The sequence below is a fragment of the Brevibacterium sp. FME17 genome (genome assembly GCF_014897515.1).
Lineage (GTDB): Bacteria > Actinomycetota > Actinomycetes > Actinomycetales > Brevibacteriaceae > Brevibacterium.
Genome location: NZ_JABUYD010000031.1, coordinates 1 through 25,694, shown reverse-complemented (window position 1 = coordinate 25,694; position 25,694 = coordinate 1). Strand labels below are relative to the sequence as shown.

The window sequence follows — 25,694 nt, the reverse complement described above, 5'->3', positions numbered from 1 at the left end:
GCGTGGGACACGAAAGATCGAGCAAGCTCGAACAGTGTTCTCATACTCGAAAGGCAACTTCGTGAAGCTGAAGCACCTGGCACCATCCGCTGCAATCCTCGCAGCCGGCGCACTCACCTTGTCGGCATGCGGTGGAACCTCTGCTACCGGAGAGGAAGCAAGCAGCGGTGGCGACAGCGACCTGCAGGGCACCCTCACCGGCATCGGTGCTTCATCGCAGAAGGCCGCGATGGACGCATGGACCGCCGATTTCGCCGCAGAGAACTCCGGCGTCACCGTCAACTACTCCCCTGACGGTTCGGGTGCAGGCCGTGAGCAGTTCCTAGCCGGAAATGCTCAGTTCGCCGGTTCCGACGCCCACCTCGACGACGACGAGGCCAAGCAGGGCAAGGAAGCCTGCGGCGCCGATGGTGCCTACGAATTCCCGGTCTACATCTCCCCGATCGCAGTGACGTTCAACGTCAAGGGCGTCGACGAGCTCAACCTCGCCCCCTCGACCATCGCCAAGATCTTCAAGGGCGATATCAGCAAGTGGAATGACAAGGCCATCAAAGCCGACAACCCTGATGCCAAACTGCCCGACACGAAGATCACGGCCGTTCACCGTGCCGATGACTCCGGCACCACGGAGAACTTCGCCGAGTACCTCAAAGCCACGGCAGAGAAGGACTGGGACGCAGAGGTCAGCGGAGATTTCCCGAAGGACTTCGGTGGTGAAGCCGCACAGGGCACCGACGGTGTCGTGCAGACCGTCTCCGACACCGATGGAGCCATCGGCTACGCCGACGCCTCGGCGGTCGGCAAGCTGAGCACGGCCAAGGTGAAGGTCGGCGACGAATACGTCGAGCTCTCCGCCGATGCCGCCTCCAAGGTCGTCGATGCCTCCGACAAGGTCAAGGGCCGCAGCGAAGGCGACCTCGCCTTCGACCTGGCCCGCGACACCACCGAATCGGGCGCCTACCCGATCGTCCTCGTCTCCTACCACGTCGTCTGCTCGTCCTACAAGGATCAGGAGACCGTGGACATGGTCAAGGCCTGGGAGAAGTTCGTCGTCTCCGAAGAAGGACAGAAGTCCGCAGCGGATTCCGCCGGCTCAGCTCCACTGTCGGACGACCTGCGTTCGCAGATCGAAACCGTCATCGATTCGATCAAGGTTGAAGGCTGATTCTTGGCCACTGACCTGCAGAAATGATAAGTCGAAGAGCGGCGCAGCGACCCTGCGCCGCTCTTCGGCGCCTAGGGATCTGCCCACCGGATCCACCGCAAGTTTCATGAGGAGCACTTGTGCCGACCAGCACACAGACCACAGTGTCCGGCCCTGCCGGAGCACCTGAACCGGACTCAAATCCCGAGTCCGGCACGGGCCAGAAGCCCAAAGCCGTCGTTCGTCCCGGTGACCGAATCTTCTCGGCCGCAACGCTCATCGCCGGCATCCTGATCCTGCTCATCTTGGCAGGCGTCGCCCTGTTCCTACTGGCACAGTCCAAGGACACCATCGAAGCCCAGATCAACGATCCGAGCTCGATCACCGGCGGCAACGGATTCTTCTCCTACGTCTGGCCGCTCGTCATCGGCACACTGATCTCCTCCGCCATCGCTCTGCTCGTGGCCACCCCCTTCGCGTTGGGCATCGCGCTGTTCACCACACACATGGCGCCACGGAAGCTGGCACCGGTCCTCGGCTACGTCATCGACCTGCTCGCCGCGATCCCCTCCGTCGTCTACGGTCTGTGGGGGATCGCCCTGGCCGGCAACCTCACCGCGTTCTACCTGTGGCTGTCGAAGTGGTTCGGCTGGATCCCGATCTTCGCGCCCGATGCCGACGGCGCCGTGTCGAACACAGGACGCACACTGCTGACCGCTTCGCTGGTGCTCTCCATCATGATCCTGCCGATCATCACCTCCCTGACCCGGGAGATCTTCCTGCAGACTCCACGTCTGCAGGAAGAAGCGGCTTTGGCTCTCGGCGCCACGCGCTGGGAGATGATCCGGATGTCGGTGCTGCCGTTCGGAAAGTCCGGCATCGCCTCGGCGACCATGCTCGGCCTCGGCCGCGCACTCGGCGAAACGATGGCAGTGGCTATGATCCTCTCCCCCGGTCTCCTCACCGCATCCCTGGTGGTCAGCGGCAACCAGACCATCGCCTCTGAGATCGCGCAGAACTTCCCCGAAGCCGCCGGACTGCGGCTGTCCGAGCTGATCACGGTCGGCCTCGTCCTCTTCGTCATCACTTTGCTGGTGAACATGGGAGCACGCGCAATCGTTGCCAAGACCTCGGTGAAGGGCAGTTGAGAATGTTGACTACTACGAATAATTCGACGACCGCTCCTCGCACCCTCGCCTCCAAGCAGCTGCCCAAGGCCACTCCCTGGGTGGTGGCCGTGGCTTCGGTCATCATTGCGACCATCATCAGCTTCATCGCGTTCAGCGGCTTCAATATCCCGGTCGTCGCGGTCCTCGCCGGAATCATCAATGTGGTGGCTGTGTTCGCACTCTCCGGAGCCTACGAGGGCCGCCGCAAGGCCACCGACAGGGTAGCGACGACAGTCGTCACCTCGTCGTTCATCCTCGCCTGTGTTCCCCTCATCTCTCTGCTCTGGATGACCGTCACTAAGGGCGGAGCCGCCATCAGCTTCGACCTCCTCACCCGCACCATGCTCGGCATGAAGGGCGTCCTCGATCAGCAGTACGTCGCCGGTGAAACGACGATGGCAGGCGGCTTCTACCACGCGATCGTCGGCACCGTCCTGATCACGGTCATGGCCTGCATCATCTCGATCCCCATCGGCGTGCTGACCGCGATCTACCTCGTCGAGTACTCAGAGAAGAACAGATTGGGCAAGGCCATCACCTTCCTCGTCGACGTGATGACCGGCATCCCCTCGATCGTCGCCGGCCTCTTCGCCTTCGCCCTGTTCTCCACCATCGCGAACTTCATCATGCCGGATGCGGCAGGCATCGCCAAGACCGGCTTCACCGCCGCGGTCGCGCTGTCCGTGCTCATGATTCCGATCGTCGTGCGCAACACGGAGGAGATCCTGCGACTGGTGCCGATGGATCTGCGTGAGGCCTCCTATGCTCTGGGCGTGCCGAAGTGGAAGACGATCGTCAAGATCGTTCTGCCCACCTCGGTGTCGGGCATCCTCTCCGGAATCACCATTGCAATCGCCCGCGTCATCGGCGAAACCGCTCCGATCATGGTCACCGCCGGATTCGCCAAGACACTCAACTGGAACCTGTTCTCCGGTTGGATGTCGACGCTGCCGACCTACATCTACGATTCGCAGCTGCGTCCGGTCTCTCCCGGCGATGCGGCACTGGCCAGTTCGGAGCGCGCCTGGGCGGCAGCCCTCGTCCTCGTCACTCTGGTCATGGTGCTCAACCTCCTGGCCCGAATCATCGCGCGAGTGCTCGCACCGAAGACAGGACGCTGATGAAGCGCTGAGACCCCGCCGCACCTCTTACTTGTTTCAGACATTCCACAGATAGGGAAACACATTGTCCAAACAGATCGACATCAAGGATCTCGACATCTTCTACGGCGACTTCCGGGCCGTCGACGGTGTGCAGATGCAGATCAAGCCGCGCTCGGTCACCGCCCTCATCGGCCCGTCGGGCTGCGGCAAGTCCACCGTGCTGCGTACACTCAACCGGATGCACGAAGTGATTCCGGGTGCCAGCGTCTCCGGCCAGGTCCTGATGGACGGCAATGACATCTACGCCTCGGGTGTGGACCCGGTCAACGTCCGCCGTGAGGTCGGCATGGTCTTCCAGCGTGCCAACCCCTTCCCCACGATGAGCATCAAGGAGAATGTGCTGGCCGGGGTGCGCCTCAACAGCCGTCGCATGTCGAAGCCCGAGGCCGATGACCTCACCGAGCGTGCACTGCGCGGCGCGAACCTCTGGAACGAGGTCAAGGACCGCCTCAACCTGCCTGGTTCTGGGCTCTCCGGTGGTCAGCAGCAGCGCTTGTGCATCGCTCGTGCGATCGCCGTTGAGCCCGAGGTCCTACTCATGGACGAGCCGTGTTCCGCTCTCGACCCGATCTCTACCCTGGCCATCGAGGATCTCATCAACGACCTCAAGGACCAGTACACGGTCGTCATCGTCACTCACAACATGCAGCAGGCCGCTCGCGTGTCCGACAAGACCGCGTTCTTCAACATCGCGGGCACCGGCAAGCCCGGCAAGCTCATCGAGTTCAACGAGACTTCGACGATCTTCTCCAACCCCGAGACGGAAGAGACAGAGAATTACATCTCCGGCCGCTTCGGGTGATCTGAGGGGCCGTGCGGGGCCCGTGAGGCCCGTGGGGATTGCGGGGCCCGTGGGGCCCGTGGGGATTGCGGGGTCCGTGGGGCCCGTGGGGCTTGCGGGGCGCGTGGGGCCCGTGGGGCCCGTGGGGCTTGCGGGGTGCGTGGGGTGCGTGGGGTGCGTGGGGCCCGTGGGGCTCGTGAGGTCTATGGGCTGGTGAAGAGCAGGGTGGAGGGCGTCCGAGGGCTACCGAGCTCCCGGCGAGGAGGCCGCAGTTCCCAGCGAGAATGCCCAACGGTTGGTAACTTCATCTCGATCCCGGCGCATGGATCGAGACGAAGTTACCAACCGTTGCCTGCTTTCACGGCCTGGAGTCACCCCGCGAGGGCGCCGTCTCTACGACTGCCGCATCGTGGAAGCCACACGGGCTGCGGGCCAGCGGTGACCACTACTCCCCACGAGCACGGCAGCTCTAGCCCGAGCACAATGCAGTCCCTTTGACTTCACGGTCGACAGCCTCACAACCGAAGTACATGATGAGAACTGCAATTGCGTTTTTAGCCGTACCGCCACTTAGCCGTACCGCCAATTCGCCGCACCGCCAATCGGCTGTGCAGATTGCTCAATCAGGAGAATCCCATGACGCGCTAACTCATCTCCAGCCTGTTCCATTCGGTCGACGGTGTCGCTTCCGCCCCGAAGCATGTCGCTTCGAGGACCCTGTCCCCTGAAGATCTCACATCGTCCAATTCGACGCTCATCACCGGAGATCCCGTTGACTATGTCAGGACGCTCAAGGAAGGCACCGGAGCAGACATCGCAGTACAGGGCTCACTGTCCATTGTCAGTCAGCTGCTCGAGGCGGGACTCATCGACGCACTGACCCGGGCCCTCCATCCCGTGGTTGCCGGTGCCGGCCGTGGGATCTTCGATGGCGATGCACCCAAGCGCTTGTCTCTGACCGACGTGCAGAACACTTCCAAAGGCAACCTGCTCGTGACCAATGGGCCTCGGCAAGACTGAAGACTTCCAGCAGAACTGATCACTTCCGACAAGACTGATATCTGTTCGCCAGCCTGATAACCGCCGTCACCACTGATGCTTGTCGGCCAGCCTGATAGCTGCCGGCAGCGTCGAGGTCAGATTGATTCCCTTCTTCCTGCGCGTCTGAACATGGTCTGGGAGTTGCCTTCGCAATCAACCGAATGATCTTCCCAACAACACATCGCCGATATATCGTTATATATCGTCAGAGCGATACATTCAGACCTGGAGGTCATCATGAACGAGCCATTCAATCACGGAGGCTTCTCTCGCCGAGGCGGCGATTGGGGCGGTGCCAACATCTGGGAGGCAATGGAGCAGCTGCGCTCTTCCTTCAACCCCAAGCAGCCTTTCCGCATGAACCGCGGAGACGTCCGCGCCGGGATCCTCACACTGCTGGCTGAGGCACCCATGCACGGTTACCAGATCATCCAAGAGATCGAAGAACGCAGCGGCGGCAGCTGGAAGCCCAGCCCGGGATCGGTCTATCCGACGCTGCAGCTGCTCACGGATGAGGGACTCATCAGTGCGGAGTCCTCCAGCGGACGTAAGACCTATTCGCTCACCGAGGCCGGCCGCGAACAGGTCGATTCCGAGCAGGGGTCAAGTGCTCCGTGGGAGACGACGAAGAAACCCGAAGCGCCGAGGGCCGCGAATCTGGCCAAGGCAGGCGTCGAGTTGGCTCAAGCGGCAGCTCAGGTGGGCCGTTCCGGCAACAAGGAACAGGTCGCCGAGGCGGTCACCGTGCTCGAGGAGACCAAGCGCAAACTGTATTCGATCCTCGCCGAGGACTGACGCGTGAGGGAGAGAACCCTCCGGGCTCGCTACGGTCGGATCCTCCGCTTCGCCGCGGCTCAGATGGTCATGGCGTGGTGGTTCGAATTGACGCTGCCGCGGATCGGCCTGGGTCGGTTCGCGGCACGAGGCCGGATAGACCGTTGGCGTTCCACGGCCAAGCGATTTCGCACCCTGGCCGTGGAGCTCGGCGGACTGATGATCAAGGTCGGTCAGTTCCTCTCCTCAAGGATGGATGTTCTGCCGCCCGAGATCACCAAGGAGCTGGAGGGGCTGCAGGACGAGGTCGCACCTGTCCCGTTCGAACAGATCCGCACCCTCGCTGAGGCGCAGCTGGGGATGGAACTCAGAACTGCCTTCGTCTCCTTCGAGCCCCGCCCACTGGCTGCCGCATCCTTGGGTCAGGCCCATGCGGCCACGTTGAACCCGGAGGTGGCCGCGGAACTCGGATTCGCCGAGGTAGTCGTCAAGGTCCAGCGTCCCGGCATCGCCGATGTCGTCGGCGTCGACCTGCGTGCCCTGCGTCGGATCGCCGGGTGGCTCTCTCGAGTCCGGTTCGTCTCCCTCCGTGTCGATATGCCGGCACTGGTCGAAGAGTTCGCCCATGTCAGCCTCGAAGAGATCGACTATCTGCATGAGGCCGCGAATGCGGAGACCTTCGCCATGGACGCGGCTGCATCCTCGGCAAGCTCGGGGTCAGCGTCGGCAGCGTCTTCGGCGGCCGCATCGAAGGCTGCGTCTGCGTCGGCAGACACCGCTTCTTCTGCGTCCAGCTCGACCCGGGTGCAGGCTCCGCGGATCGTCTGGGAGCAGACCACGCCACAGGTGTTGACCATGGAAGATGTCACCGCGATCAAGGCCAATGATGTCACTGCACTGCATCGAGCCGGGATCGATCCCCACGAGGTGGCTGCGGTCTTTGCGCATACGATGTTCGACCAGCTCTTCCGCAATGGGTTCTTCCACGCCGATCCTCACCCCGGCAATCTCTTCGTCACCCCCGTCCACCCAGCCACCACCGCGGCGAGTGCGAGCTGGCATCTGACCTTCGTCGACTTCGGGATGATGGGGCATGTGCCCGAGAACCTGCGGGCGGGCATGCGAGAGCTCATCATCGCCGTGGCGCTGCGGGACTCCCGCCGTCTCGTCGCCAGCGTCGAACTCATCGGAGTGCTGCTCGACGGCGCGGACACGGAAGAACTCGAACGCGCTCTCACAGGGCTCTTCGCACGGTTCGGAGGCATGGGGTTCGCCCAGCTGCGCGACGTCGACGAAAAGGAGCTGCGGGCCTTCTCCACGGACTTCGAAACGGTGGTGCGCGACCTGCCCGTGCAGCTGCCGGAGAACCTCTTCCTCATCATTCGCTCACTGTCCATGGTCTCGGGTCTGTGCAGTTCGCTCAACCCCTCGTTCAATATCTGGGAGGTCGTCGAACCCTATGCGAGCGAGCTGATCGAAGAGGAGAAGGGCGGCGCCGCCGGAACAGTTGCGAAAGAGGCGATCAACTTCGTACGCCTGACGCTGGGCCTGCCGGGACGCCTCGACAGCCTCGTGCAGAGGCTCGAGGATGGCGAACTTTCGGTGGCCACGCCCAAACTGGATCGGCGGGTCGCCGGCCTCGAGCTCCTCGCCCGCGGGGTGATCTCGGCCGTGCTGTTCACTGGTTTCGTCATCGGCGGTGCGGTGCTGCTGCCGACGACGAGGCTGGGCGGCGTGGCGCTGCTCATCGCCTCGGCGCCGGCGCTCATCTACAGTCTGGCCACCCTGGTACGACACAGGACGCTCAGCCGCCGACACCGCCGCCAGTGAAACCACACGGTCATCCTGCCCCACCAGCAGCGCACGCGGAATCGGCCCGTCACTGCCGCCGAAAAGCGCGGGCATCAAGTCGCCTGGCACGGTAGGCATAGGTCGCCCAACCGAGCGCCAGAGCCCACAGCGGGAACAGGAGAGTCGGGCCGATCGTCACCCAGTTGCCATCGATGCTGACACCGTTGAGCAGAACCGAATGGATCATGCCCATGCCTCCGGTGAACATCGCCAATGTGACGATGCCGGCGGGTATCGTCGCGAGGAGGATGGGCACACGTCGTCCTACCAACGGCCCTGTCCAACGCGGAAATCTCTCTCCCCATCTCTGCACCAGCCCCAGGGTCAGCAGCGCTCCGAGCAGTCCGGCGATCGCCAAGGCGAGACCTGAATGCCACATCCCGACCTGGAGGCCTTCGGAATAGAACTCGGGGCTGAGGCCGAATGGGATACCCAGTGCCCACAGAATACGAGTGGATGCATAAATGACGGGAACAGCCACGGCCACGCCGACGGCGATCTTGGCACTGACTCGGACTGGCTGGCGACCCTCCGCTGCATCCACTGAGATCACCCCCGCAGTGGAGGCATCGGCTACAGAGGCATCCACGACCGCAGCATCGGCGCCTGCCCTGGAGCTTCGCCGGCGGCTCTCCAACGATGCCCACACCGCTATCCACAGCCCCGGGCCGAGCAGCATGAATCCCTGCCAGAGCACTGCGACGGGAATCGGTGGGAACTGCAGACTCAGCGTGTAGCCGAGGTACGCCAACACCAATGTGTCGGTGAAGACCACGGTGGTGACGAGGGTGAGGAAGACCGCGAAGATTCCAGCCGCTGCGACGGCTCTGCCGCGCAGTCGCGGCAGGGTCAGGAGGGTCGCTGCGAGAGTCAGGCTCAACAGCGCACAGGACCCGACCAGTGCTGCTCCAGCAGGGATGGAGAGATAGTCCAACAGCGTATTGTATTCGCCCGGTTCCGCATGACCGAACGGAGGAAGCAGTAGTCCGCTCCCCCACAGCACGGAGACGACCAGCATGGTCAGAGACCAGACCGCGCTCAGGCCGATCATGATGACACCGAGGTTGAGCGGCTGCGTCGATTGAGATGGATAGGCTGACTGTGTATAGCTCTGTGTTGTCTTCATGCTTCAACGCTCGCTCCGAAGCCGTCCTGGCAGACTCCCCCGAACGGGTGAACGGCATCCCTCACAGGGTGAAGCATGCCCCTCAGGGGGTGATGAATCCCGATTCGAAGGCTCTGATCACGGCTTGAGTCCGGTCCCTGGCGCCGAGCTTGCCGAGCAGCGAGCTCACATAGGTCTTGACCGTCTCACTGCCGAGGAACAGTTCACCGGCGATTTCCACATTGCTCAGTCCGCGCGCCATGAGTGAGAGCACCTCCTGCTCGCGATCGCTCAGCTGGGCAACACTTGCCAGATCTTCGCGCCTCCCCGCCTCAGCCGCCATCTCACGCACCTTCTGCGGATACAGGAGTACTTCCCCACTGGCCACGACGTACACGGCGCGGATGAGTTCCTCCGGCTGGGCCCGTTTGAGGACGAAGCCATCGGCACCGGCACGCAGCGCTTCGAAGACGTAGTCGTCGCTGTCGAAGGTGGTCAGGATAAGCACGCGAGGAGGGTCCTGCCGCGCCACGAGCAATCGAGTCGCTTCGAGTCCGTTGAGCTGCGGCATGCGCACGTCCATGATGACGATATCGGGCTGCGTGCGCTGGACGAGGTCGATGGCGTCGGCACCATCGCCGGCCTCGCCGACCACTTCGAGTCCGATGTCCGAGTCGATGATCGCCGCGAGCCCGGCACGGACCAACGGCTCATCGTCGATGAGGACCACCCTGATGCTCATGTCTGCCTCTCCTCGTCCGCAACTCGTACAATGCCGCTGTCTGTCGGCAGCACGGCCTCAAGCGTCCATGAGCCACCATCTGCAGTCCACCGAACTTCCCCGCCGAAGAGCTCAACACGTTCTCTGATCCCCTGCAGACCACGGCCTGCACCCGCATTGCTCCTCGCACCACTGGTGTTCACCACGCAGGCGTTGCTCACCGTCAACGTCACGAATCTCGCATCGACGCTGATCGACACCGATGCCCCCGGGTCTGAAGCGTGGCGAAGCGAGTTCGTCAGAGCCTCCCGCACGATCCGATGCAGCTCGTGCGCCACAGCTGAAGACAATGAGCCCATATCGCCGCTGATTCTCAGCTGAGTCGGGTGCCCAACTGACCTCGCTTCCTCGGCCAGGACCTCGAAGTCTTCGATCGTTCGCCGAGGTGGCTGTGCCGTTTCCGCACTGATGACGGTGCCATCGCCTGCCTCCAGATCGGCCTCCGTGCGGAGCAGCGCGAGAACGTGGTCCAACTCGGCCACCGCCTCACGTCCGGTGCGGGCGATTTCGTCAACGGCCGCCTCGGCGAGGGTGGGGTCTGTCTGCAGTGCGCGCTTGGCCACAGCCGCCTGCATCGTCGTCACGGTCAGCGCGTGGCCGATCGAGTCGTGGACCTCGCGGGCAAGCACCGTGCGGCGGAACCGGCGGGCCCGCTCGCGACCAGCGAGCTCAGCGCGGTCGGCCGCAGATGGGCCGAGAAGAACGAGCGCATAGTTCGGCAGGAAGTATCCCTCCACGACGATGACGGCGATGCACAATAGCAGGATTCCCACGGCGAGAGCCTGGATCAGCCCTGCGGGCAGCACGGTGGCTGCAGGGCGAGTCTCGGTTCCGATCAGACCGTTGGAGAGTTCATGAGCCTGCTGGGGATCGGCGCCTAGAACGATGGCGGCGGGGATGAGGACGACGGTCGTGAAGAGGAGCAGTGCGCCGGCGAAGGTGTGACCGAAGTAGAACAGGGCACCGCGCAGCCGATCGGCCGTTCGGGGCCGCCTCGGCGGGGTGGTGATTCTCAGTTCGAGCAGCTGCTCAGCCAGTGTGCGTTCGAGGGCGCGGATGACGGCGAGGAATGCCGGGACGCACAGCAGCACGAAAGCGATGATGCCGACGACGATGATGGTCAGCGAATCGGAGCGGTTGCCGACCTGGTTCGATGCAGTCACGATCCAAATCACGACCGCCGCGTAGGGCACAGCGATGACGCCGCCGATCAGCAGGACCAGCAGCCTGCGCCACAGCTTTGCCACGCGAGCCTTCACCGTCACCAGACTACCGTCGCAGCACTCGATCAGCCCGGAATACCGGGTGCATTAGAAAACCACGGCAGAAAATCCTCGACCGAACCCATCCACGCCACAATCCGCTCCGAATCAGGTGATGTACGACGAGAGTCTTCGAAAGGATCGTCATGAGCACTCACACAGTTTCATCATCAGCTCACACTTCCCGCACCAGCGTCCAGATCGTCTCAGGCCTCTTTGGTGCCGTGTTCCTCCTGGTGGGCATCCTGGGCTTCATCCCGGGCATCACCACGGACTTGGACACGATGATGTTCGCCGGGCACCATTCGCAAGCCGCACTGCTGGGGATCTTCCAGGTCTCAGTACTGCACAACATCGTCCACCTGCTCTTCGGCCTCGTTGGACTCCTCGGACTCAGGTCACGTGGTTTGGCGAAGACCTACCTCATCGTCGGCGGCATCGTCTACGCGGTGCTGTGGATCTACGGACTTGTCGTTCCGATGGAATCGATGGGCAACTTCGTTCCGCTCAACACCGCCGACAACTGGCTTCACTTCGTCCTCTCGGTAGCCATGGTCACGACCGGAATCATCTTCGGCCGGAAGGCTCACACCGCGCCACGAAAGTGAGGCTCTAACCGGTGAAGAGCCTGACCGCCAGGCCGATGCAGATCGCCAATGCCGCGGCCGCGGGGATGGTCAGCACCCAGACCCCGGCGACGGGCAGGATGAAACGGGCGCGGGCACGTCCCTTGCGTCCGGCGTACTGAGTGCCCAGAATCGCCGATCCGAGGATGAAGGTCAGCGACACCGGCACCCGCATGATGAGTGCCGCCGTGTACATGAGTACCGCGGCGGTGCCGTCGGCCGCCGCCGATTTCAGCGGATCGAGCCCGGCCATGCGCACCGACAGTGTGCGCACAACCCGCCAGCCGCTCAGGCCGGTGCCGATCGCCAAGGCTGCGGCAATGAGCAGTCGCACCGGCCAAGAGATCTCGATGACGGAGAGCTCCGTGTACGGGTTGGCGTCGACTGCCAAGAGACCGACCATGACCAGGGCCGCGATCTTCTGCGCATCCTGAACACCGTGGACCAGCGACAGAGAAGCGGTGAGCACCGAGTCGACCATGCGGGCACCCCGGAAGAGCGGCTTGGGCGGTGAAGCTGCAAAGGTCTTCGACAACAGAGCCGTGAGCCCCCAGGACAGCACGAACCCGAGAATCGGTGAGATCACGAGCGGCAGAATCACAGAGTTGAGGGCCTCGGCGGAGTTGACCGTGAAGCCCAGCACGATGCCTGCGCCCAGCAAGCCGCCGATAAGGCAGTGCGTGGAGGACACAGGCAACGCCAGGTAGTACGTGAACAGGCTCCACGCCGTTGCGGCGACGAAGGCGATGATCAGAGAGGTGAGGATAACCTCGGGGTCACCGTCGAAATGGACGATCTGGTTCGCCACCACCGAGGCGATCCCCTCGCCCAGCAGCGCCCCGATGAAGTTGAAGACGACGGCGAGCCCCAGAGCCCACCGAGGGTTGATGGAACGTCCGACGACGGCATTGCCGATGGTCAGCGCAGCATCATGGAAACCGTTCGAACCGGCGAAGATCACCGCGGTCACGATGACTCCCGCCAAGAGCAGATCCACGGACTACGACTCCTTGATCGCTATGGCGGCGACGACCTTGCCCAGCTCGGTGAAGCCGTATGCGGCACGAACGAAGGCCTGCCCCAGCTGGGAGACCGCGGTCATGTACGTCAGGCCGCGCTTCGAGTTCGGCACAGCGTCGGACATCCGCCACTGCAGTGCTTCGACTTGGTAGGTGAGGCGGTTGATGGCGTCGACGTAGTCCCACTGATCGAGCTTTCCCGGCAGCCGAGTGACCATCCTGGAGGTGTGGTCCGTCTGATTGGACAGGACTGCCAGGGTCTCGAGGACGCCCGAAGGCAGTTCGTCGAAGGCTTCGGAGGCGAGGACGAATCCGGCACCGTGGAGAAGGTGACAGATGTCGCGCATGTGATGACCGAGCAGGTACAGGTCATTGCGGTCGAAGGGGGTGATGTAGTTCTCGCGGAGCGCGCGAAGCACGGCGCCCATGTCTTCATCGGCCTGATCGCCGATCTCACGGAGACGGTCTGCGACCTGCCGACGTTCGCTGACTTCGATGCCGGAGAGTTCAGCAAGCACCAGATTGCATTGCCTCATCTGCCCGACCAGATCGGAGAGACGTTCGTAGAAGACAGTGTCCTGCGGTACTCGCTTGAGCCGCATGCGCTCCTCCTGCCCGGGGCCCGGTCGCGCCGGACGAATGTGCATGTTGCTTCAATTGTATTGTGCCGGACGCTGAACCGAGAGCGCCTCTCGGCGGTAGGCCGCTCGAAGCGGCTGAATTTGGAGCCCGGGGCTTCAGATCCAGCGTCCGGTGGCCACAAGGGCCACGCACAACGATACTCGTTCTCACCCATGAGTCCACCGCCGATGCGGGTGAACGGGAGTTGAAAATCTCACAATTCGCGCAAGGGGTCAGGTTCCCCACATAGGGTCAGGCTGTTCGCTCAGTCCAGTCCACCGTGGCGGTGGGAGATCGCGGCGTCCTTGAGATCCTTCGCGAACTGGCGCAGCCGAGTGGCGGCCCCGGAACTGTCGGTGCCTTCGGCGCACATGCCGACGAACGCAGCAGCACGCAGGAGGGCGATGACGACGTCCCCTCGGAAGGCTCCGGCCAGGATCTCATCGATGGCACGAGCCACCTCGTCGGGACCTGCAGGAAGCTCAACCCCGGCGAGGATGTCGTCGAGTCCGAGGCCATCGGTCATCTGGCGCTGCCCGGCGGAGAACATGTCGGCGAGCTCGCGCGGAGAGGTGAGGATCCATTCGCGCAGTGCATACAGTCGCCACAGCGCTCCCGGTGCGGAGACGGCGGGTGCCGCTGACCACATTTCGGCGATGACCTCGAGACCGATGTCATCAGCCAACTCCACGAACCGTTTCGTCGCGGCCTCATCACGCTGACCGCGCGAGTCTCCGAGGAGAAGCGCCGCGGTTGCATGAGAGGTCTCTGATCTGGTCACCGGGTCACTCGAATCGCTGATGGAATCGAGATCGGCCAGGGGTATCGGGCGGTGGAAGCGTGGCTGTGTCATCGTCAGAGCAGTCTAGTCCCCCGCTCGCGGCGGTGAATAGCTCAGAGTCAGTGATCGCCTCCCGGTCAGGTCGCATTCGCCCGGTTCACAGTGGCGACTACTAAACTGGTGACAAATTCGTGTCTGCGACCAGCAGGCGACGAGTGCAGACAACGAAGAGGAACTCCCGTGGCAAAATCATCAGTGGCGAAGAAGGGCCTGGACAAGGCAGCGAAGTTCGCTGTCAATGAAGACGGGTCCCTCAATCCCCGCGCCCAGTCGATGCTGTCGAGGCTTCTCTCGGTCCAGCGCCCAGTGGCTCTGGCCTATGTGCGCAGCCTGCGTCGCCGGAATCCGGAGGCGACTCCGGAGCAACTCATCAAGATCATCCGTCGGCACTATCTCACGCTGACGACCTCGGGTGGCGCAGCAGTCGGTGCCACCGCCGCTGTTCCCGGGCTCGGCACGACAGCCGCCTTGGGCGTTGCCACTGCTGAGACCGCAGGATTCCTCGAAGGCACCGCGCTGTTCGCGCAGGCGATCTCCGAGATCCACGGACTGCCCGTCCAGGATGCCAAACGTGCGAATGCGCTGGTGCTGGGGCTCATGCTCGGCAAGGACGGGAAGAATCTTGTCCAGAAGTTCGGCAAGCAATCCGGCGGTACGGAGTCGATGTTCGGCAGTTGGGGGTCGACAGTGACCAAGCAGCTGCCGGCTCCAGTGGTCGACCTGTTGGTGCGGAAGCTGCGCAAAACCTTCGTCCGCAAGTTCGCCGCACGTGCCGGTGGTTCACTCGTCGGTCGCCTGATGCCCTTCGGCATCGGCGCGGTCATCGGCGGTGTGGTCAATGCTCAGATGGCCCGCAAGGTGGCCAATGAGTCGACCGAGGCCTTCGGGGCCGCACCTGCGATCTTCCCGCTGGAGACCGACCCCGAGTTCGTCGCGCCGAAGAAGGACCGCAAGCTGCTGGCAGGTCTGAAGAACATTGCCGCACTGCGCGGAAAGATCAAGAAGAACAAGGCCATCGAATCAGATGTCATCGATGAAGCCGCCGAGGAGGATCTCACCGCACCGGATGCCCTGCCTCGCACCTACACCGGTGACGATCATCCCGAACTCGGCAAATGATCGACGTGTGAAGTCCGCAGGTCATCGCCGCGAACCAGTTTGAGTATTCGGGCCCCTTACCTCTAATATTATTGAGTCTCCAACTACACCGTTATGACGCATGTTCATGCGGTCGTGTTGAGGCGGGGCCTCTAGCTCAGTTGGTAGAGCAACGGACTTTTAATCCGTGGGTCGTGGGTTCGATCCCCACGGGGCCCACCCAGGGGTAGTTCTCGAAATTTCGGGGAGTAGGTTCGCGAAATTCCGCGACATCATCTGGGCATGTGCAAAATCTTCGATTACAGCGTCGATCCGGCTGTGTTGCTTGAGATTGACGACAGCGCCGAGCCCATGGCTCCCAAAAATTCACCCAAACAGCGAGCCCGTACCCGTTTGAGATCGATTTCGGGCACTGGCCTTCGCCTTGAGAGTGTCAGTTACTTGAAGTGGAAAATGGCTTCAGCCAATTGATATCGTCATCAGCGTTACCCGGTGGCGGTTGGTCTGATTTCCGCCTGATTCTATGAGCGAATGGACGAGTCTTGGACCGTTGCGGCCCTGACGGACGCCAGATTACCTCTTCAGCGGGAACATTCGGTGCCCCCGGATCCCATTCGTATGCCGAGATCAAGACTTCTATATTATTTGCAGCGACTAGCAGCGCGACCAGAATGCCGGTTTTATTCGTCCCGAGCACTCGGGTACTGCCACGAGCCAATCGAGAATGATGATATTTAACGCTGGCGTTGTAGGACTCGACGTGGTTTCGTCGGTTGTAGTCCAACTTCCACTTCCTCGTCCCGTACGGGTGCCTCTGACGAAGTTGCAGGTAATCGCCAGGACCCAGAGTCGGTGCCAACGAGCAAGCGCAACCGTCGGGATCACAGTCAAGCGTAGGTCGTGTCGCAGGACTCAGGCGCATTGATTTCTCGTTGTTCGGGCACCGAACTCGACCGGTCAGCGCCGGACCCCGCACTCTTTGAGTCCCGCGATGGAGATCTGCAGGTCCCTGCCGAGCAAAGAGGTACGGCAAGCGTTCGTCGTACTTAGCGACTTTCTCCGCAATTTCAGTTTTGGTGTCACCAACCCGGAAACCAGGAAGCTTTCGCAGCCGAGTCGGCAGGGAGTCAACGAACAGTGCACCGTCAACAAAAATGGTGTGCGGTTTCGGGCCCGGACGGACACCTCGCTGATTGGTATGCAGGTCGAATACTTGCTCAATGCCACGATTGCCGAGTTCTTGCGCCCAGTTCTCCACTCTCAGGTACGAATAACCACGATCGACCAATACAGTCGTGGGTCGACAACCGTGCCGAGACAGAGCATCAAGAACGCCCAGTCCCCCAATTGCCTTGTAGCCGCCAGCTGGCCGGATCGAGAACGCCGTAGTCAACGGCGCAAGCGTCTCGGAAGGGTCTTCTGACACACAGGTAGCAAAATGGAGATCCCACCCAACAAACACCGCCTTCGGTAGAAAATTCTTCCCTGCCCGATATCCTTCTCGCGCATCGGGATCCACCGAGAATTGCCGACGCCCATCGTGACCTACACGTGGGAACCCGGGTTCGTTGGTACCAGATTTCGAGAGTTTCACCTCGGGTTCAGGCAGTGACCCCGGCGCAATATCGGGCACCGTCCCCCAACCTCGACGGCGTGTATGAGCTTCATAGTCAGTCGAGTCCACCGCCACGCTCGGTCGAGCCTTCAGATGCTGAGGGAGGACACCACTAACAATGAGAGTCGTGAGTTCGTCAAGGGTCATCCCCAGTCTCGGCGGTACGATTTCACCAGTCTCAAAATTGATCGTTTCTTCAACGGAACGAGACAGGTCTACCAGTGCCCGATCCACTTGCGAGTACGAAGTAGCCCATTTGTTGGCGGCCATGGGAAACTGCCCATAGGCGGACAGTAGAAATGCCCACTCCTGGCCAGTAAGACTGCCCAGTGACGGCCAACAGTGGCAGTCATCCGCTCTTGAACCGTGGCAGCGAACTCAGAATCTACCGCTGCGATTGCACGCCGAAGAACCTGATTGGTGACAGGATCAACGATGGCAGGTTCACGCCTGGGCATCGAGACCAGCCGCTTTGAAGAAATACTCGCGATCTTTAACCCGGACAGGAATGTAGGGAGCGAGCCCTTCAAGGGACTTCGCCGATACTGTGCCCGCCAAAGTTTGGAACTCACTGATCCGGACGTCGTCGCTGAGAATGCTGACCATCCAAGTGATGCGCAGCCGCCGGCACCGCAGTGGCGGAAGATGAGCAGGCAATTCAATGCCCTTAATCATTGCCCCCATGGGATCGTTGACTCGCTGAGATACTCGTCCAATCAGCGGCCCCACAGGATACCTAGAGCACAAGTCTTTGAGCGCCTCCACGAATGCGACTCGGACGGGAACAATCCGATCCGAAAGCTTGATGACCCACAACCGCTTGTCACCGGGGTGCCGTCCCACGTGTTCGGCCGCAGTCACCGAGAGGATTTCAGAAGCTTTCAGCCCAGCCCCAGCACCGAGAACCAATACGGTAGTCAACACGCGCTGCCTACGATCATTAGACTGCGCCTGTGCCGCTTCCCAAAAACCCGCGATGACGTCGCCGCTGTATGGGGCCGACAGCGTTGACAATCTCGGATACTTCACTGGCGGGGGCTCCGCCGACGATTGGGCCCGGGCTACTCGCCATAGATGCGACCGCACTGAGCTCTTACTGCTCCACTGCAGATTCCCGAGACCCGTCGCGACGAAACGGTCGATCATATCCGACGACATAATTCGCCCCATATCCAATGGGACATCTTGCCGAATTGCCCACGCCGTGAGTTGAGTCGTATAACGGGCGGCGAACAAAGCTGCACGCGGCGACCCGTGTTCAGCTTTCCCAACAACCGCACGAACTTTTGTCCGGATCGCGTTCCACTCAGCCGGACTCACCGATGCTGATGACGGTTCATAAACCGCGACGACGATACGGGGATCGCTGACCCGGTGGCCACCAATCGAGACTATGCCGACCATAAGAACACGCACACGACGTTGAGTGGAACATGATCATTGACCTGCGTTAGAGTAAAAGGGCATAATGGACGCACTGGTCCCTCCAAAAGATCAGTTCAAAAAATGAGCAGAACGCCAGGTCTGCAGTAACAACGTTGAAGAGGATCCGAGCTGCTACTCGGATCCTCTAGCGTTTTCAGGCACTATCCGGCGAGTCAACCACCTCCGGTTTCAGGGCATCATTGATCAGCAATGTCATTGTCGCTGATATCGTCGAATCTTGCTTAACCGCAGTCTCATAGACCAGAGCGGCTGTATCAACGGGGAGGCGGACCTCAACCCTGCAAACAGACCCGGACTCTAAGGGTCGAAGTCGCGGGCGTCCACGATGAGCCGGAGAGAAAGTCACACTGCATCCAATCAATGTCCATTGAACAATTCACCTGCAATCCGTACACCTCAGATTGCAAGCTGCCTCTCTCTCAATAACCGACAATACCGGAATAATCGCGCCCACTCCATGATTTCAGCCGAGAAGTTCGGCATTCGCCGCACGCGGTGAGGCCAGCAACGAATACAAGGAACGATCGAGCCAGACTGGATCGCCCCGGCTCTCGCGGTGTTCGAGAACGCGTGGGACCGGTTCATCCCGTTCCTGCAATTTCCGCCCGCGCTGCGCCGGGTGATCTATACGACGAACGCGATCGAGTCGTTGAACTACCAGTTGCGCAAGGTCACGCAGAACGGGACTGATGCAGGGTTTGGTGACATCTAATCTGGCTTGTACACAGGCAAGCCTGGAAGGATAGACACCATGCCCCAGCCCTACCCGAAAGAGTTCCGCGACGACGTCATCCAGGTCGCTTTGAATCGGGACTCGAAGACCACGATCGCCCAGATCGCCAAGGACTTCGGAATCCATGTAGGCACCCTGAACCAATGGTTGCGCCAGGCCGAGATCGATGCCGGCAACAAACCCGGCAAGTCCACCGACGAATCCGCAGAACTGCGAGAACTAAGGCGGCGGACTCGCCTGCTGGAGCAGGAGAACGAGGTCCTGCGCCGTGCTGCCGCGTATTTGTCGCAGGCGAATCCTGCTGATCAATTGTGCTCTACCCGCTCGTGAGAGAGCTCGCCGTCGACGGGATCCCGTCGCGGTGTCAGAGGGGGTACCTCCCGCTTGAGAGCGAAGCGCGCGGGGGAGCGGGTACTCAAGCTCTCCCGCCAGCCCTACTACCGATGGCTGGCAGCACCGATTCCCGAAGCCGACGCCATCGAGGCGTATCGGGCCAACGCCTTGTGCGACGCCCACCGTGATGATCCGGAGTTCGGATACCGGTACCTCGCTGACGAAGCCGAAGCGAGCGGGCAACCCATGGCGGCACGCACTGCGTGGCGGTTGTGTTCGTCCAATGCCTGGTTCTCGGCTTTCGGCAAAGGCCGGGCCAAGAACGGGAAGAAGCCCGGTCCACCCGTCCACGACGATCTGTGCGCGGTTGTCGATGCCGACGGTCAGACACGGCACGAGTTCAGAGCTGATGCCCCGAATCAGCTCTGGCTAACCGATATCTCGGAGCACCACACGGCTTGAATTCCAGCAGTCGTTGCAACACCGGGCTTCTTACTGAGGTTCCAGTAAAGCACGAAGTCGTTCTCCCGGTGTCTCCCAGTTCAAACTTTTTCGTGGTCGAGCATTGAGTTCCGCAGCCACATCCTCGAGCTCCATGGGAGCATGGCGGGACAAATCGGTGCCCTTGGGAAAGTACTGGCGCAACAGTCCGTTGGTGTTCTCGTTACTCCCGCGCTGCCAGGGACTGCCCGGGTCGCAGAAGTAGACGTCCATGTTGGTCGCTGTATGAAACGCGACGTGTCCAGACATTTCGGTGCATTGGTCCCACGTTAACGATCGCCGCAGAGTCTGGGGCAGCTCACTGACGGTCTTCACAAGACCGTCTCGGACCGTCTCGGCAGTGTGGTCGTGGGCAAGGCGGACAAGAGTCACGAACCGACTGGACCTTTCGACGAGCGTGGCGATCGCGGACCTGCTCTTCGTTCCGATGATGAGGTCGCCTTCCCAATGTCCTGGTATGGCACGGTCATCGGCTTCAGGGGGTCGGTCAGCGATCGAGGCCATCTCATCGACAAACCGTTTCGTCCTGTGTGCTGGATCTCGTCGGGGTTTGCGCACTGCACGTCCGCGACGCATCAGTGCCGCGATCTCGCGCCCCAGGCCGCCATGGCCCTGGACGTAGATCGACTGGTAGATCGTTTCCGTGCACACACGCATTCCCTCATCATCGGGGAAGTCCTTGACCAGGCGGTGGCTGATCTGTTCCGGTGACCACTTCTTGCTCAGCTTGCCCTGAATGTAGGAGCGCAACCTACTTTCCGCTTCGAGCTTACGCACTCGTGGCCGCGGCCGACGAGATGTCGCCATTCGATGCGCGGTATAGGGAAGATACCCCAGCGTGATGGTGGCATTGCGTGCCAGTTCCCGACTAGGGCGTGTCTCCTTAATATAGGTAGCGAGCGTTGAAACACTGGCCGCATGTCGACTCGCAGAATGATCACAGACGACTTGTGGGACGCGATCGCCCATCTCTTCCCGCAACGAGCCGGGCGCCGCGGCCGCCCTTGGGCCGACCACAGACTCATACTCGAAGGCATCTGCTGGCGCTACCGCACCGGTAGCCCCTGGCGTGACCTGCCTGAAGAGTTCGGACCCTGGCAGACCGTGTGGAAACGACACTTCCGCTACGCCACCGATGGCACCTACGAAGCGATCCTCCGAACTGTCGCCCAGGCTGGACTGATTCCTGATGACACTGAGGAATCGATCGAGGAGTTCCTCGCCGCCGACTCTACGATCGTGCGTGCCCACCAACATGCTGCCGGTGCCCGCACGGACTCAGCTGGTGCCCAAGCCACAGGCCACACAGGGGGCAGGTTTGAACTACAAGGATCCGCCGATCGAGCCTGCTGATCACGCCCTGGGACGGTCCCGGGGAGGAATTTCGACGAAGATCCATGCTCTGACAAACGTTCGGATGAACATCGTCGATCTCGTCCTCACTCCCGGACAGGCAGGTGATAATCCGGTCTTCATACCGCTTCTGGATCAGTATCGTGCGGATCATCCCGGGATGAGAGTCCATGCCGCAGCCGACAAGGCGTACTCGCATCCATCGACCCGCAGTAGACTGCGCGCCAGACGGATACCCCATACGATTCCCGAACGCGACGATCAGATTGCACGGAGAAAGGCGAAAGGCTCTTCTGGTGGCAGACCGCCGAAGTTCGATGCCCAGAAATACAGGGATCGCAATGTCGTCGAGCGTGGCTTTTCCCGATTGAAGCAGTGGCGAGGCATTGCCACACGCTTCGACAAACATGCTCGATCATTCGCGGGTGGCGTTCAGCTGGCAGCAACGATCTTGACGCTCAGAACCATTTAAGAGACACGCCCTAATCGTCGACGGGCTTCGTCCCAGCTCCTTTCCGATGGTGCGCATCGATTCTCCGTTCCTGGCCAGGTCGTGGATCTTCTCTCGTTCGTCCAGGTTCAGGAAGCGGGAATCGATTGGTGTTTCGAGGCGCTCAACATCGACGGGAGTGCCTCGTGTGTAGGCTTTGCGTGGGGTGTTCACAGTTTTCAGTATCGCCGATTGCCGGTAGCGAACAACCCGTCTATCAGGATAGATGCGCCCGCCGGTGAATTGTTTGATGTCTTTGTCCCAGTCCTGGGCTGAGCGTTGATCGACACCGACCTGCGTAGCGGCCTTGCTGCGAGGGGTGCCAGCGGCTCTGAGGGCTTTGAACTGTGCGCGTTTGGCTCGTGTGTCTGTTCCGGTGAAGATACCGGCCTGGTGGGCCCATTTGTAGCAGGTGACTCGCACGAATCCGAGTTCTCTCGCGACTAGGGAGACATTGCCTGAGGCTTTCAACCGTTTGAAGAACTCTGCCTTGTCTTCGTCAGTGTAGGAACGATTTTTTCCTCGTGGCGTCGATATGCCTGCTTCGCGACGCCATCGGTAGCATGAGTCCACGCTGACACCGAGCTCGGCAGCGACTGCACGGATCGTGCCACCGCGATCGAGGCGTCGGAAGAATTCCTCTCGTTCTTTCGCCTTGTACTGGACGTTGTCTTTGCCTCGTGGTCGAGCCACCACACACTCCCTTGATCTGGGGTGTTGCAACGATGGCTAGAATCCAAGGGGTCGGAATATAGGTGATGTCGGCGACCCATAAACAGTTCGGACCATCAGCTGTGAACTCGCGTTCTACGAGATCCTCCGGACACTCCTCGGCCCTTGCCGAGGCCGTCTTCGGGCGCTTCCGCCTCCGCCGGACACCATCGACACCCAGCTGGCGCATCAACCGCTCAACCGTGCACCGAGCGATATTCCCGAACCGGTCCGCATACTCGCGGTTGATCGCCTTCCGCATCTTCCGCACCCCGTAACAGGAATAGTTGGGACTGCTGAAGGTTTGGTTGACTCCTGGGTTTATGCCGCCAGGGCGACGGCCTTTTGGTGAACAAGCTCGTATTCAACCGGGGTCAGTTTACCCAAACGTCGCTGTCGACGCTTCCGGTGATAAGTCCGCTCGACCCAGTGGATGATCGCTGTGCGCAACCTCGCTCTCGTGTCCCAACGGCCCCGATCGAGGACGTTCTTCTGCAACACGGCGAAGAACGATTCCATCGCCGCATTATCACCAGCAGCACCGACCCGACCCATCGATCCGACGAGCCCGTAATGCCGTAGAACCTGCTGGAACTTCCGAGAACGAAATTGCGAGCCGCGATCCGAGTGAACGACACACCCGGCAATCATTCCAGACCCGCCACGACGGGCCACAGCATCATCAATCGCCGCCACAGCCAGGCGAGATTTCATCCTCGAATCGATGGCATAGCCGATGATTCTGTTGCTGAACACGTGGCGGTTTCAAGGAGCCAACGCAACACCTTCATTCGGAGGTTGTCGTGACGGTTTCTTGGAACGATCGGTGCGTCGCGTATTCGATGCTCCTAGAGGGCGCTTCTGCACAGGGAACGGCGAGGCGGTTCCGTGTGAACACGGGAGCGGTCGTCGAGTGGGCAAGACTAGCGGGTATGGTGATCCAAATGGGGGCCCGAGGTGGCATCGAGCCCGTCAACAGTTTAATGGCAGTGCCAGATCCCCGACGCGCGTACCGCCGCTTGGCCCACGAAGACCGTGTCTTCATCGAAATGGCAATCAACAGCATGCCCGCCTGGTCGATACGGGCAATCGGCCGGCATCTTGGTGTCGCTGCATCGACTGTTTCACGGGAGCTTCGACGCCACCGGGTCGAAAGTGGACGAGGCCGTGGTGCGTCGCGGGAAACGAAATATCATGCCGGAGTCGCGCATCACCACACTATGCGCTCGCGCGTGAGGACACGGACTGGCAAGCTTGATTGTAGTGAGTTGCGGTCGCTCGTTGTCTCGGGTTTGAATGAGAAGCACTCTCCGCAACAGGTCGCGGGGAGGCAGCGAATAATGTTCCCTGATCGGCCGGAGCTGTGGGTGTCGCACGAAACGATCTACCAAGCCCTCTATGTCCAGGGTCGGGGATCGTTGCGCCACGAACTGACCGTGGTCAAGGCGTTGCGTTCAGGCCGGACTCGCCGAACACCGGCCTCACGACTACCGTCCCGCGATGTCCGGCCGTGGCTAGCGGGGTCTCGGATCACAGACCGGCCCGCTGCCGTTGCCGATCGTGCTGTCCCTGGGCATTGGGAGGGCGATCTCGTTGTCGGACCCGATAACTCCGGGGTCGTGACGCTCGTCGAGCGAAACACTCGCTTCGCGTTGATAGAACGCCTTCCCGGGTCCCGTGACTCGGCCACGGTGATCGATGTCATCCGGCACCAGATCATGGGCCTCCCGGAACAGTTCCGGCAAACTCTGACCTGGGATCAGGGGCAGGAAATGTCGAGACACAAGGACTTCACTATCGCGACTGGATGCCCGGTGTTTTTCTGTGACCCGCATTCGCCCTGGCAGCGAGGCTCAAACGAGAACCTGAACGGCCTCATCCGCGATTACTACCCGAAGGGCACCAATTTCAATAACGTCTCCGACGACGCAATCGAGGGACTGGTCGATCAGCTCAACGATCGTCCTCGGAAGACTCTCGGATTCCATACTCCTCGTGAGAGACTGAACCAACTCATCAGCAGTGTTGCGTTGGCTCCTTGAAACCGCCCGTCCTTGACCGCGCACATGTACAGCTTGCCCTCACTGGTGTGGTGTTCGGTAACGTCGGTCAGCCACAACTCGTTGATTGCCTTGGCAGTGAAGTCGCGTTCGACGAGGTCGTCACACACTGGCGGGCCGGGCTTCTTGCCGTGTTTCCGGGCTCGTTTGATCGTGTGCGAGAACAACTGCTGCTGCGAGCACAATCGCCACACACGACGCTCTGACGTCTGCAGACCCGCGGCGTGGAGTTCATCGGCGATGAACCGGTGCCCGAACTCGCCGGTCGTCCGTATGAACGTCGTAGGCGGCATTGATCAGATGTGCCTCGTCCCAGTCCCGAGCTGAAACCGGATGAGCGCACCACTTGTAGAACCCCTGCTTGGTAAAGCCGAGCACCCGACAGGTCACTGCCACCGGCACCCCGGTGGCAGCAAGGTCAAGGACCAGCGGGTACATCATTTTGGGTGATGGCCACCGAGCTTCAAGTTCGCTTGCGAGAGGTAGGCTGCGGCCTCGCGGAGGATCTTGTTCTCCCGCTCGAGCTCGCGAATGCGTTTCAGTGCTGCCGCCTGGGCGCGTGACTCCTCGACATCACGGGCGGGTTCGAGTCCGTGCTCGCGTAGCCGCGAGTCACGCACCCAGGCCTGGAGAGCTGACTTCGAGATACCGAGGTCGGCACACACCTGCTTCTGGGTCATTCCATCGTCCAAGAGCTCGAGCGCTGATTGTTTGAACTCATCGGTGTAGATCTTTGGCATGACTTCTATCCTTCCTGGAATTTATCCAGTCGTGAAGTCAACCAAACCTTCAGCAGTCCCTTCTCGACTCGTAGGCGAGCCAGTTCGTCTTCGGGCGTCTCCAGGTGATCAGCGGTGCTCGTCGGCACCTTCCCAGCGGCCTTTCGCGCTTGGAACACCCACGTCTTGATCGCGCCTCTGGAGACACCGAGGTCAACGGCGACTTGGGAATAGGACATGTCGGTATGAGTCTCGTACAGCTCGACGGCGTCGGCTTTGAACTCATCGGAGTACTTCTTCTTTGGCATGGTTTCTACTCGCATTCTCCGGCCCATTATGGGCCAGACCCAGCGTGTCCACCACTCAGGGTTTATCCCCGTCCCTCCTTTTCATCCCTACTTCCATTGCGGAATCGGCACTGAGTCCCTTCGCCATGTGGTCGGCTTTCCCGACCTCG

The 25,694-nt window shown here is 61.2% G+C and carries 24 protein-coding genes, 1 tRNA gene and 4 pseudogenes; 16 read left to right on the top strand and 13 right to left on the bottom strand.

The genetic code is table 11. The annotated features are described in order from the left end of the window. Positions 1-61: 61 nt before the first annotated feature. From pstS to INT40_RS18785, 7 genes are all read left to right on the top strand, one after another. Positions 62-1,165: a phosphate ABC transporter substrate-binding protein PstS gene (gene pstS, locus INT40_RS18820; RefSeq protein WP_101573987.1), complete on the top strand. Its 1,104-nt coding sequence runs from the start codon at positions 62-64 to the stop codon at positions 1,163-1,165. Between the two features lie 236 nt (positions 1,166-1,401). Further along, entirely contained in the window at positions 1,402-2,292 is an 891-nt protein-coding gene (gene pstC / locus INT40_RS18815) for a phosphate ABC transporter permease subunit PstC (RefSeq protein WP_101573985.1), read from the top strand. A gap of 2 nt (positions 2,293-2,294) precedes the next feature. Next, the gene (gene pstA, locus INT40_RS18810; RefSeq protein ID WP_193096733.1) at positions 2,295-3,434 is read left to right on the top strand and encodes a phosphate ABC transporter permease PstA; all 1,140 of its coding nucleotides are present in this window, start codon (positions 2,295-2,297) and stop codon (positions 3,432-3,434) included. Positions 3,435-3,498: 64 nt separating this feature from the next. Further along, positions 3,499-4,278: a phosphate ABC transporter ATP-binding protein PstB gene (pstB, locus tag INT40_RS18805; protein ID WP_135446775.1), complete on the top strand. Its 780-nt coding sequence runs from the start codon at positions 3,499-3,501 to the stop codon at positions 4,276-4,278. A 630-nt stretch (positions 4,279-4,908) separates the two neighbouring features. Beyond that, complete coding sequence (locus tag INT40_RS18795; RefSeq protein ID WP_240689120.1) at positions 4,909-5,277, top strand: dihydrofolate reductase family protein; 369 nt, start codon at positions 4,909-4,911, stop codon at positions 5,275-5,277. A 258-nt stretch (positions 5,278-5,535) separates the two neighbouring features. After that, positions 5,536-6,093 carry a PadR family transcriptional regulator gene (locus INT40_RS18790; protein ID WP_180959038.1) on the top strand — a complete coding sequence of 186 codons (558 nt, stop codon included), beginning with the start codon at positions 5,536-5,538 and terminating at the stop codon, positions 6,091-6,093. 63 nt (positions 6,094-6,156) lie between these two features. Continuing rightward, a complete protein-coding gene (locus tag INT40_RS18785; RefSeq protein ID WP_135446800.1) occupies positions 6,157-7,902 on the top strand; it encodes an ABC1 kinase family protein in 1,746 nt (581 codons plus the stop codon). A gap of 49 nt (positions 7,903-7,951) precedes the next feature. Here the strand turns inward: INT40_RS18785 and INT40_RS18780 are convergent, their stop codons facing one another. The 3 genes from INT40_RS18780 to INT40_RS21270 form a co-directional block, all read right to left on the bottom strand. Continuing rightward, complete coding sequence (locus INT40_RS18780) at positions 7,952-9,049, bottom strand: hypothetical protein (RefSeq protein WP_135446776.1); 1,098 nt, start codon at positions 9,047-9,049, stop codon at positions 7,952-7,954. An 82-nt stretch (positions 9,050-9,131) separates the two neighbouring features. Beyond that, the gene (locus INT40_RS18775; RefSeq protein WP_101573878.1) at positions 9,132-9,770 is read right to left on the bottom strand and encodes a response regulator; all 639 of its coding nucleotides are present in this window, start codon (positions 9,768-9,770) and stop codon (positions 9,132-9,134) included. Beyond that, complete coding sequence (locus INT40_RS21270; protein ID WP_135446777.1) at positions 9,767-11,068, bottom strand: histidine kinase; 1,302 nt, start codon at positions 11,066-11,068, stop codon at positions 9,767-9,769. Before INT40_RS21270 ends, INT40_RS18775 begins: the two co-directional genes overlap by 4 nt. A 149-nt stretch (positions 11,069-11,217) precedes the next feature. Between INT40_RS21270 and INT40_RS18765 the strand changes: the two genes are divergently transcribed. Then, positions 11,218-11,679, top strand: a complete 462-nt coding sequence (locus INT40_RS18765) for a DUF4383 domain-containing protein (protein WP_101573874.1) — start codon at positions 11,218-11,220, stop codon at positions 11,677-11,679. Between the two features lie 4 nt (positions 11,680-11,683). Here INT40_RS18765 and INT40_RS18760 read toward each other — a convergent pair whose 3' ends face one another. The 3 genes from INT40_RS18760 to INT40_RS18750 form a co-directional block, all read right to left on the bottom strand. Continuing rightward, a complete protein-coding gene (locus tag INT40_RS18760; protein ID WP_101573872.1) occupies positions 11,684-12,694 on the bottom strand; it encodes an inorganic phosphate transporter in 1,011 nt (336 codons plus the stop codon). A 3-nt stretch (positions 12,695-12,697) separates the two neighbouring features. Continuing rightward, entirely contained in the window at positions 12,698-13,363 is a 666-nt protein-coding gene (locus tag INT40_RS18755) for a DUF47 domain-containing protein (RefSeq protein ID WP_226831658.1), read from the bottom strand. 239 nt (positions 13,364-13,602) lie between these two features. Then, on the bottom strand, positions 13,603-14,190 hold the full coding sequence (locus tag INT40_RS18750; RefSeq protein WP_226831657.1) for a hypothetical protein: 588 nt from the start codon (positions 14,188-14,190) through the stop codon (positions 13,603-13,605). Positions 14,191-14,358: 168 nt separating this feature from the next. Here INT40_RS18750 and INT40_RS18745 point away from each other — a divergent pair, with 168 nt between their 5' ends. Beyond that, positions 14,359-15,297, top strand: a complete 939-nt coding sequence (locus INT40_RS18745) for a hypothetical protein (RefSeq protein WP_240689114.1) — start codon at positions 14,359-14,361, stop codon at positions 15,295-15,297. A gap of 125 nt (positions 15,298-15,422) precedes the next feature. Then, positions 15,423-15,495: transfer RNA gene (locus tag INT40_RS18740), tRNA-Lys, on the top strand. A 1,840-nt stretch (positions 15,496-17,335) separates the two neighbouring features. On the opposite strand, the gene INT40_RS18735 is transcribed toward INT40_RS18740, so the two are convergent. Beyond that, entirely contained in the window at positions 17,336-17,905 is a 570-nt protein-coding gene (locus tag INT40_RS18735; RefSeq protein ID WP_135446778.1) for a hypothetical protein, read from the bottom strand. 991 nt (positions 17,906-18,896) lie between these two features. Between INT40_RS18735 and INT40_RS18730 the strand changes: the two are divergent. From INT40_RS18730 to INT40_RS18720, 3 genes and pseudogenes are all read left to right on the top strand, one after another. Further along, positions 18,897-19,019 (top strand): annotated as a pseudogene (locus INT40_RS18730) (transposase); the annotation flags it as partial. Between the two features lie 69 nt (positions 19,020-19,088). Next, positions 19,089-19,400: a transposase gene (locus INT40_RS18725; RefSeq protein ID WP_135446779.1), complete on the top strand. Its 312-nt coding sequence runs from the start codon at positions 19,089-19,091 to the stop codon at positions 19,398-19,400. Between the two features lie 54 nt (positions 19,401-19,454). After that, positions 19,455-19,865 carry a hypothetical protein gene (locus tag INT40_RS18720; RefSeq protein WP_193096732.1) on the top strand — a complete coding sequence of 137 codons (411 nt, stop codon included), beginning with the start codon at positions 19,455-19,457 and terminating at the stop codon, positions 19,863-19,865. Between the two features lie 30 nt (positions 19,866-19,895). Here the strand turns inward: INT40_RS18720 and INT40_RS18715 are convergent, their stop codons facing one another. Then, a complete protein-coding gene (locus tag INT40_RS18715; RefSeq protein WP_226831660.1) occupies positions 19,896-21,005 on the bottom strand; it encodes an IS30 family transposase in 1,110 nt (369 codons plus the stop codon). On the opposite strand from INT40_RS18715, the pseudogene INT40_RS21075 reads away from it, so the two are divergent. Both INT40_RS21075 and INT40_RS18710 read left to right on the top strand, forming a co-directional pair. Continuing rightward, positions 20,892-21,257 (top strand): annotated as a pseudogene (locus INT40_RS21075) (transposase); the annotation flags it as partial. The gene INT40_RS18715 and the pseudogene INT40_RS21075 overlap by 114 nt on opposite strands. Then, a complete protein-coding gene (locus INT40_RS18710; protein WP_264298434.1) occupies positions 21,160-21,729 on the top strand; it encodes an IS5 family transposase in 570 nt (189 codons plus the stop codon). The pseudogene INT40_RS21075 and the gene INT40_RS18710, both read left to right, overlap by 98 nt. On the opposite strand, the gene INT40_RS21070 is transcribed toward INT40_RS18710, so the two are convergent. From INT40_RS21070 to INT40_RS18700, 3 genes and pseudogenes are all read right to left on the bottom strand, one after another. Beyond that, positions 21,673-22,440 carry a helix-turn-helix domain-containing protein gene (locus tag INT40_RS21070; RefSeq protein ID WP_167854051.1) on the bottom strand — a complete coding sequence of 256 codons (768 nt, stop codon included), beginning with the start codon at positions 22,438-22,440 and terminating at the stop codon, positions 21,673-21,675. The genes INT40_RS18710 and INT40_RS21070 overlap by 57 nt on opposite strands. A gap of 49 nt (positions 22,441-22,489) precedes the next feature. Continuing rightward, a pseudogene (locus INT40_RS21405) lies at positions 22,490-22,735 on the bottom strand (IS3 family transposase); the annotation flags it as partial. Between the two features lie 44 nt (positions 22,736-22,779). Then, positions 22,780-23,220 (bottom strand): annotated as a pseudogene (locus INT40_RS18700) (transposase); the annotation flags it as partial. Positions 23,221-23,300: 80 nt separating this feature from the next. Between INT40_RS18700 and INT40_RS18695 the strand changes: the two are divergent. Further along, positions 23,301-24,500, top strand: a complete 1,200-nt coding sequence (locus tag INT40_RS18695; protein WP_319022026.1) for an IS30 family transposase — start codon at positions 23,301-23,303, stop codon at positions 24,498-24,500. A 455-nt stretch (positions 24,501-24,955) separates the two neighbouring features. Here the strand turns inward: INT40_RS18695 and INT40_RS18690 are convergent, their stop codons facing one another. Together INT40_RS18690 and INT40_RS18685 are read right to left on the bottom strand one after the other, a co-directional pair. Further along, positions 24,956-25,258 carry a transposase gene (locus INT40_RS18690; protein ID WP_135448095.1) on the bottom strand — a complete coding sequence of 101 codons (303 nt, stop codon included), beginning with the start codon at positions 25,256-25,258 and terminating at the stop codon, positions 24,956-24,958. A 5-nt stretch (positions 25,259-25,263) separates the two neighbouring features. Continuing rightward, positions 25,264-25,545: a transposase gene (locus tag INT40_RS18685; protein WP_167854130.1), complete on the bottom strand. Its 282-nt coding sequence runs from the start codon at positions 25,543-25,545 to the stop codon at positions 25,264-25,266. Positions 25,546-25,694: the final 149 nt, after the last annotated feature.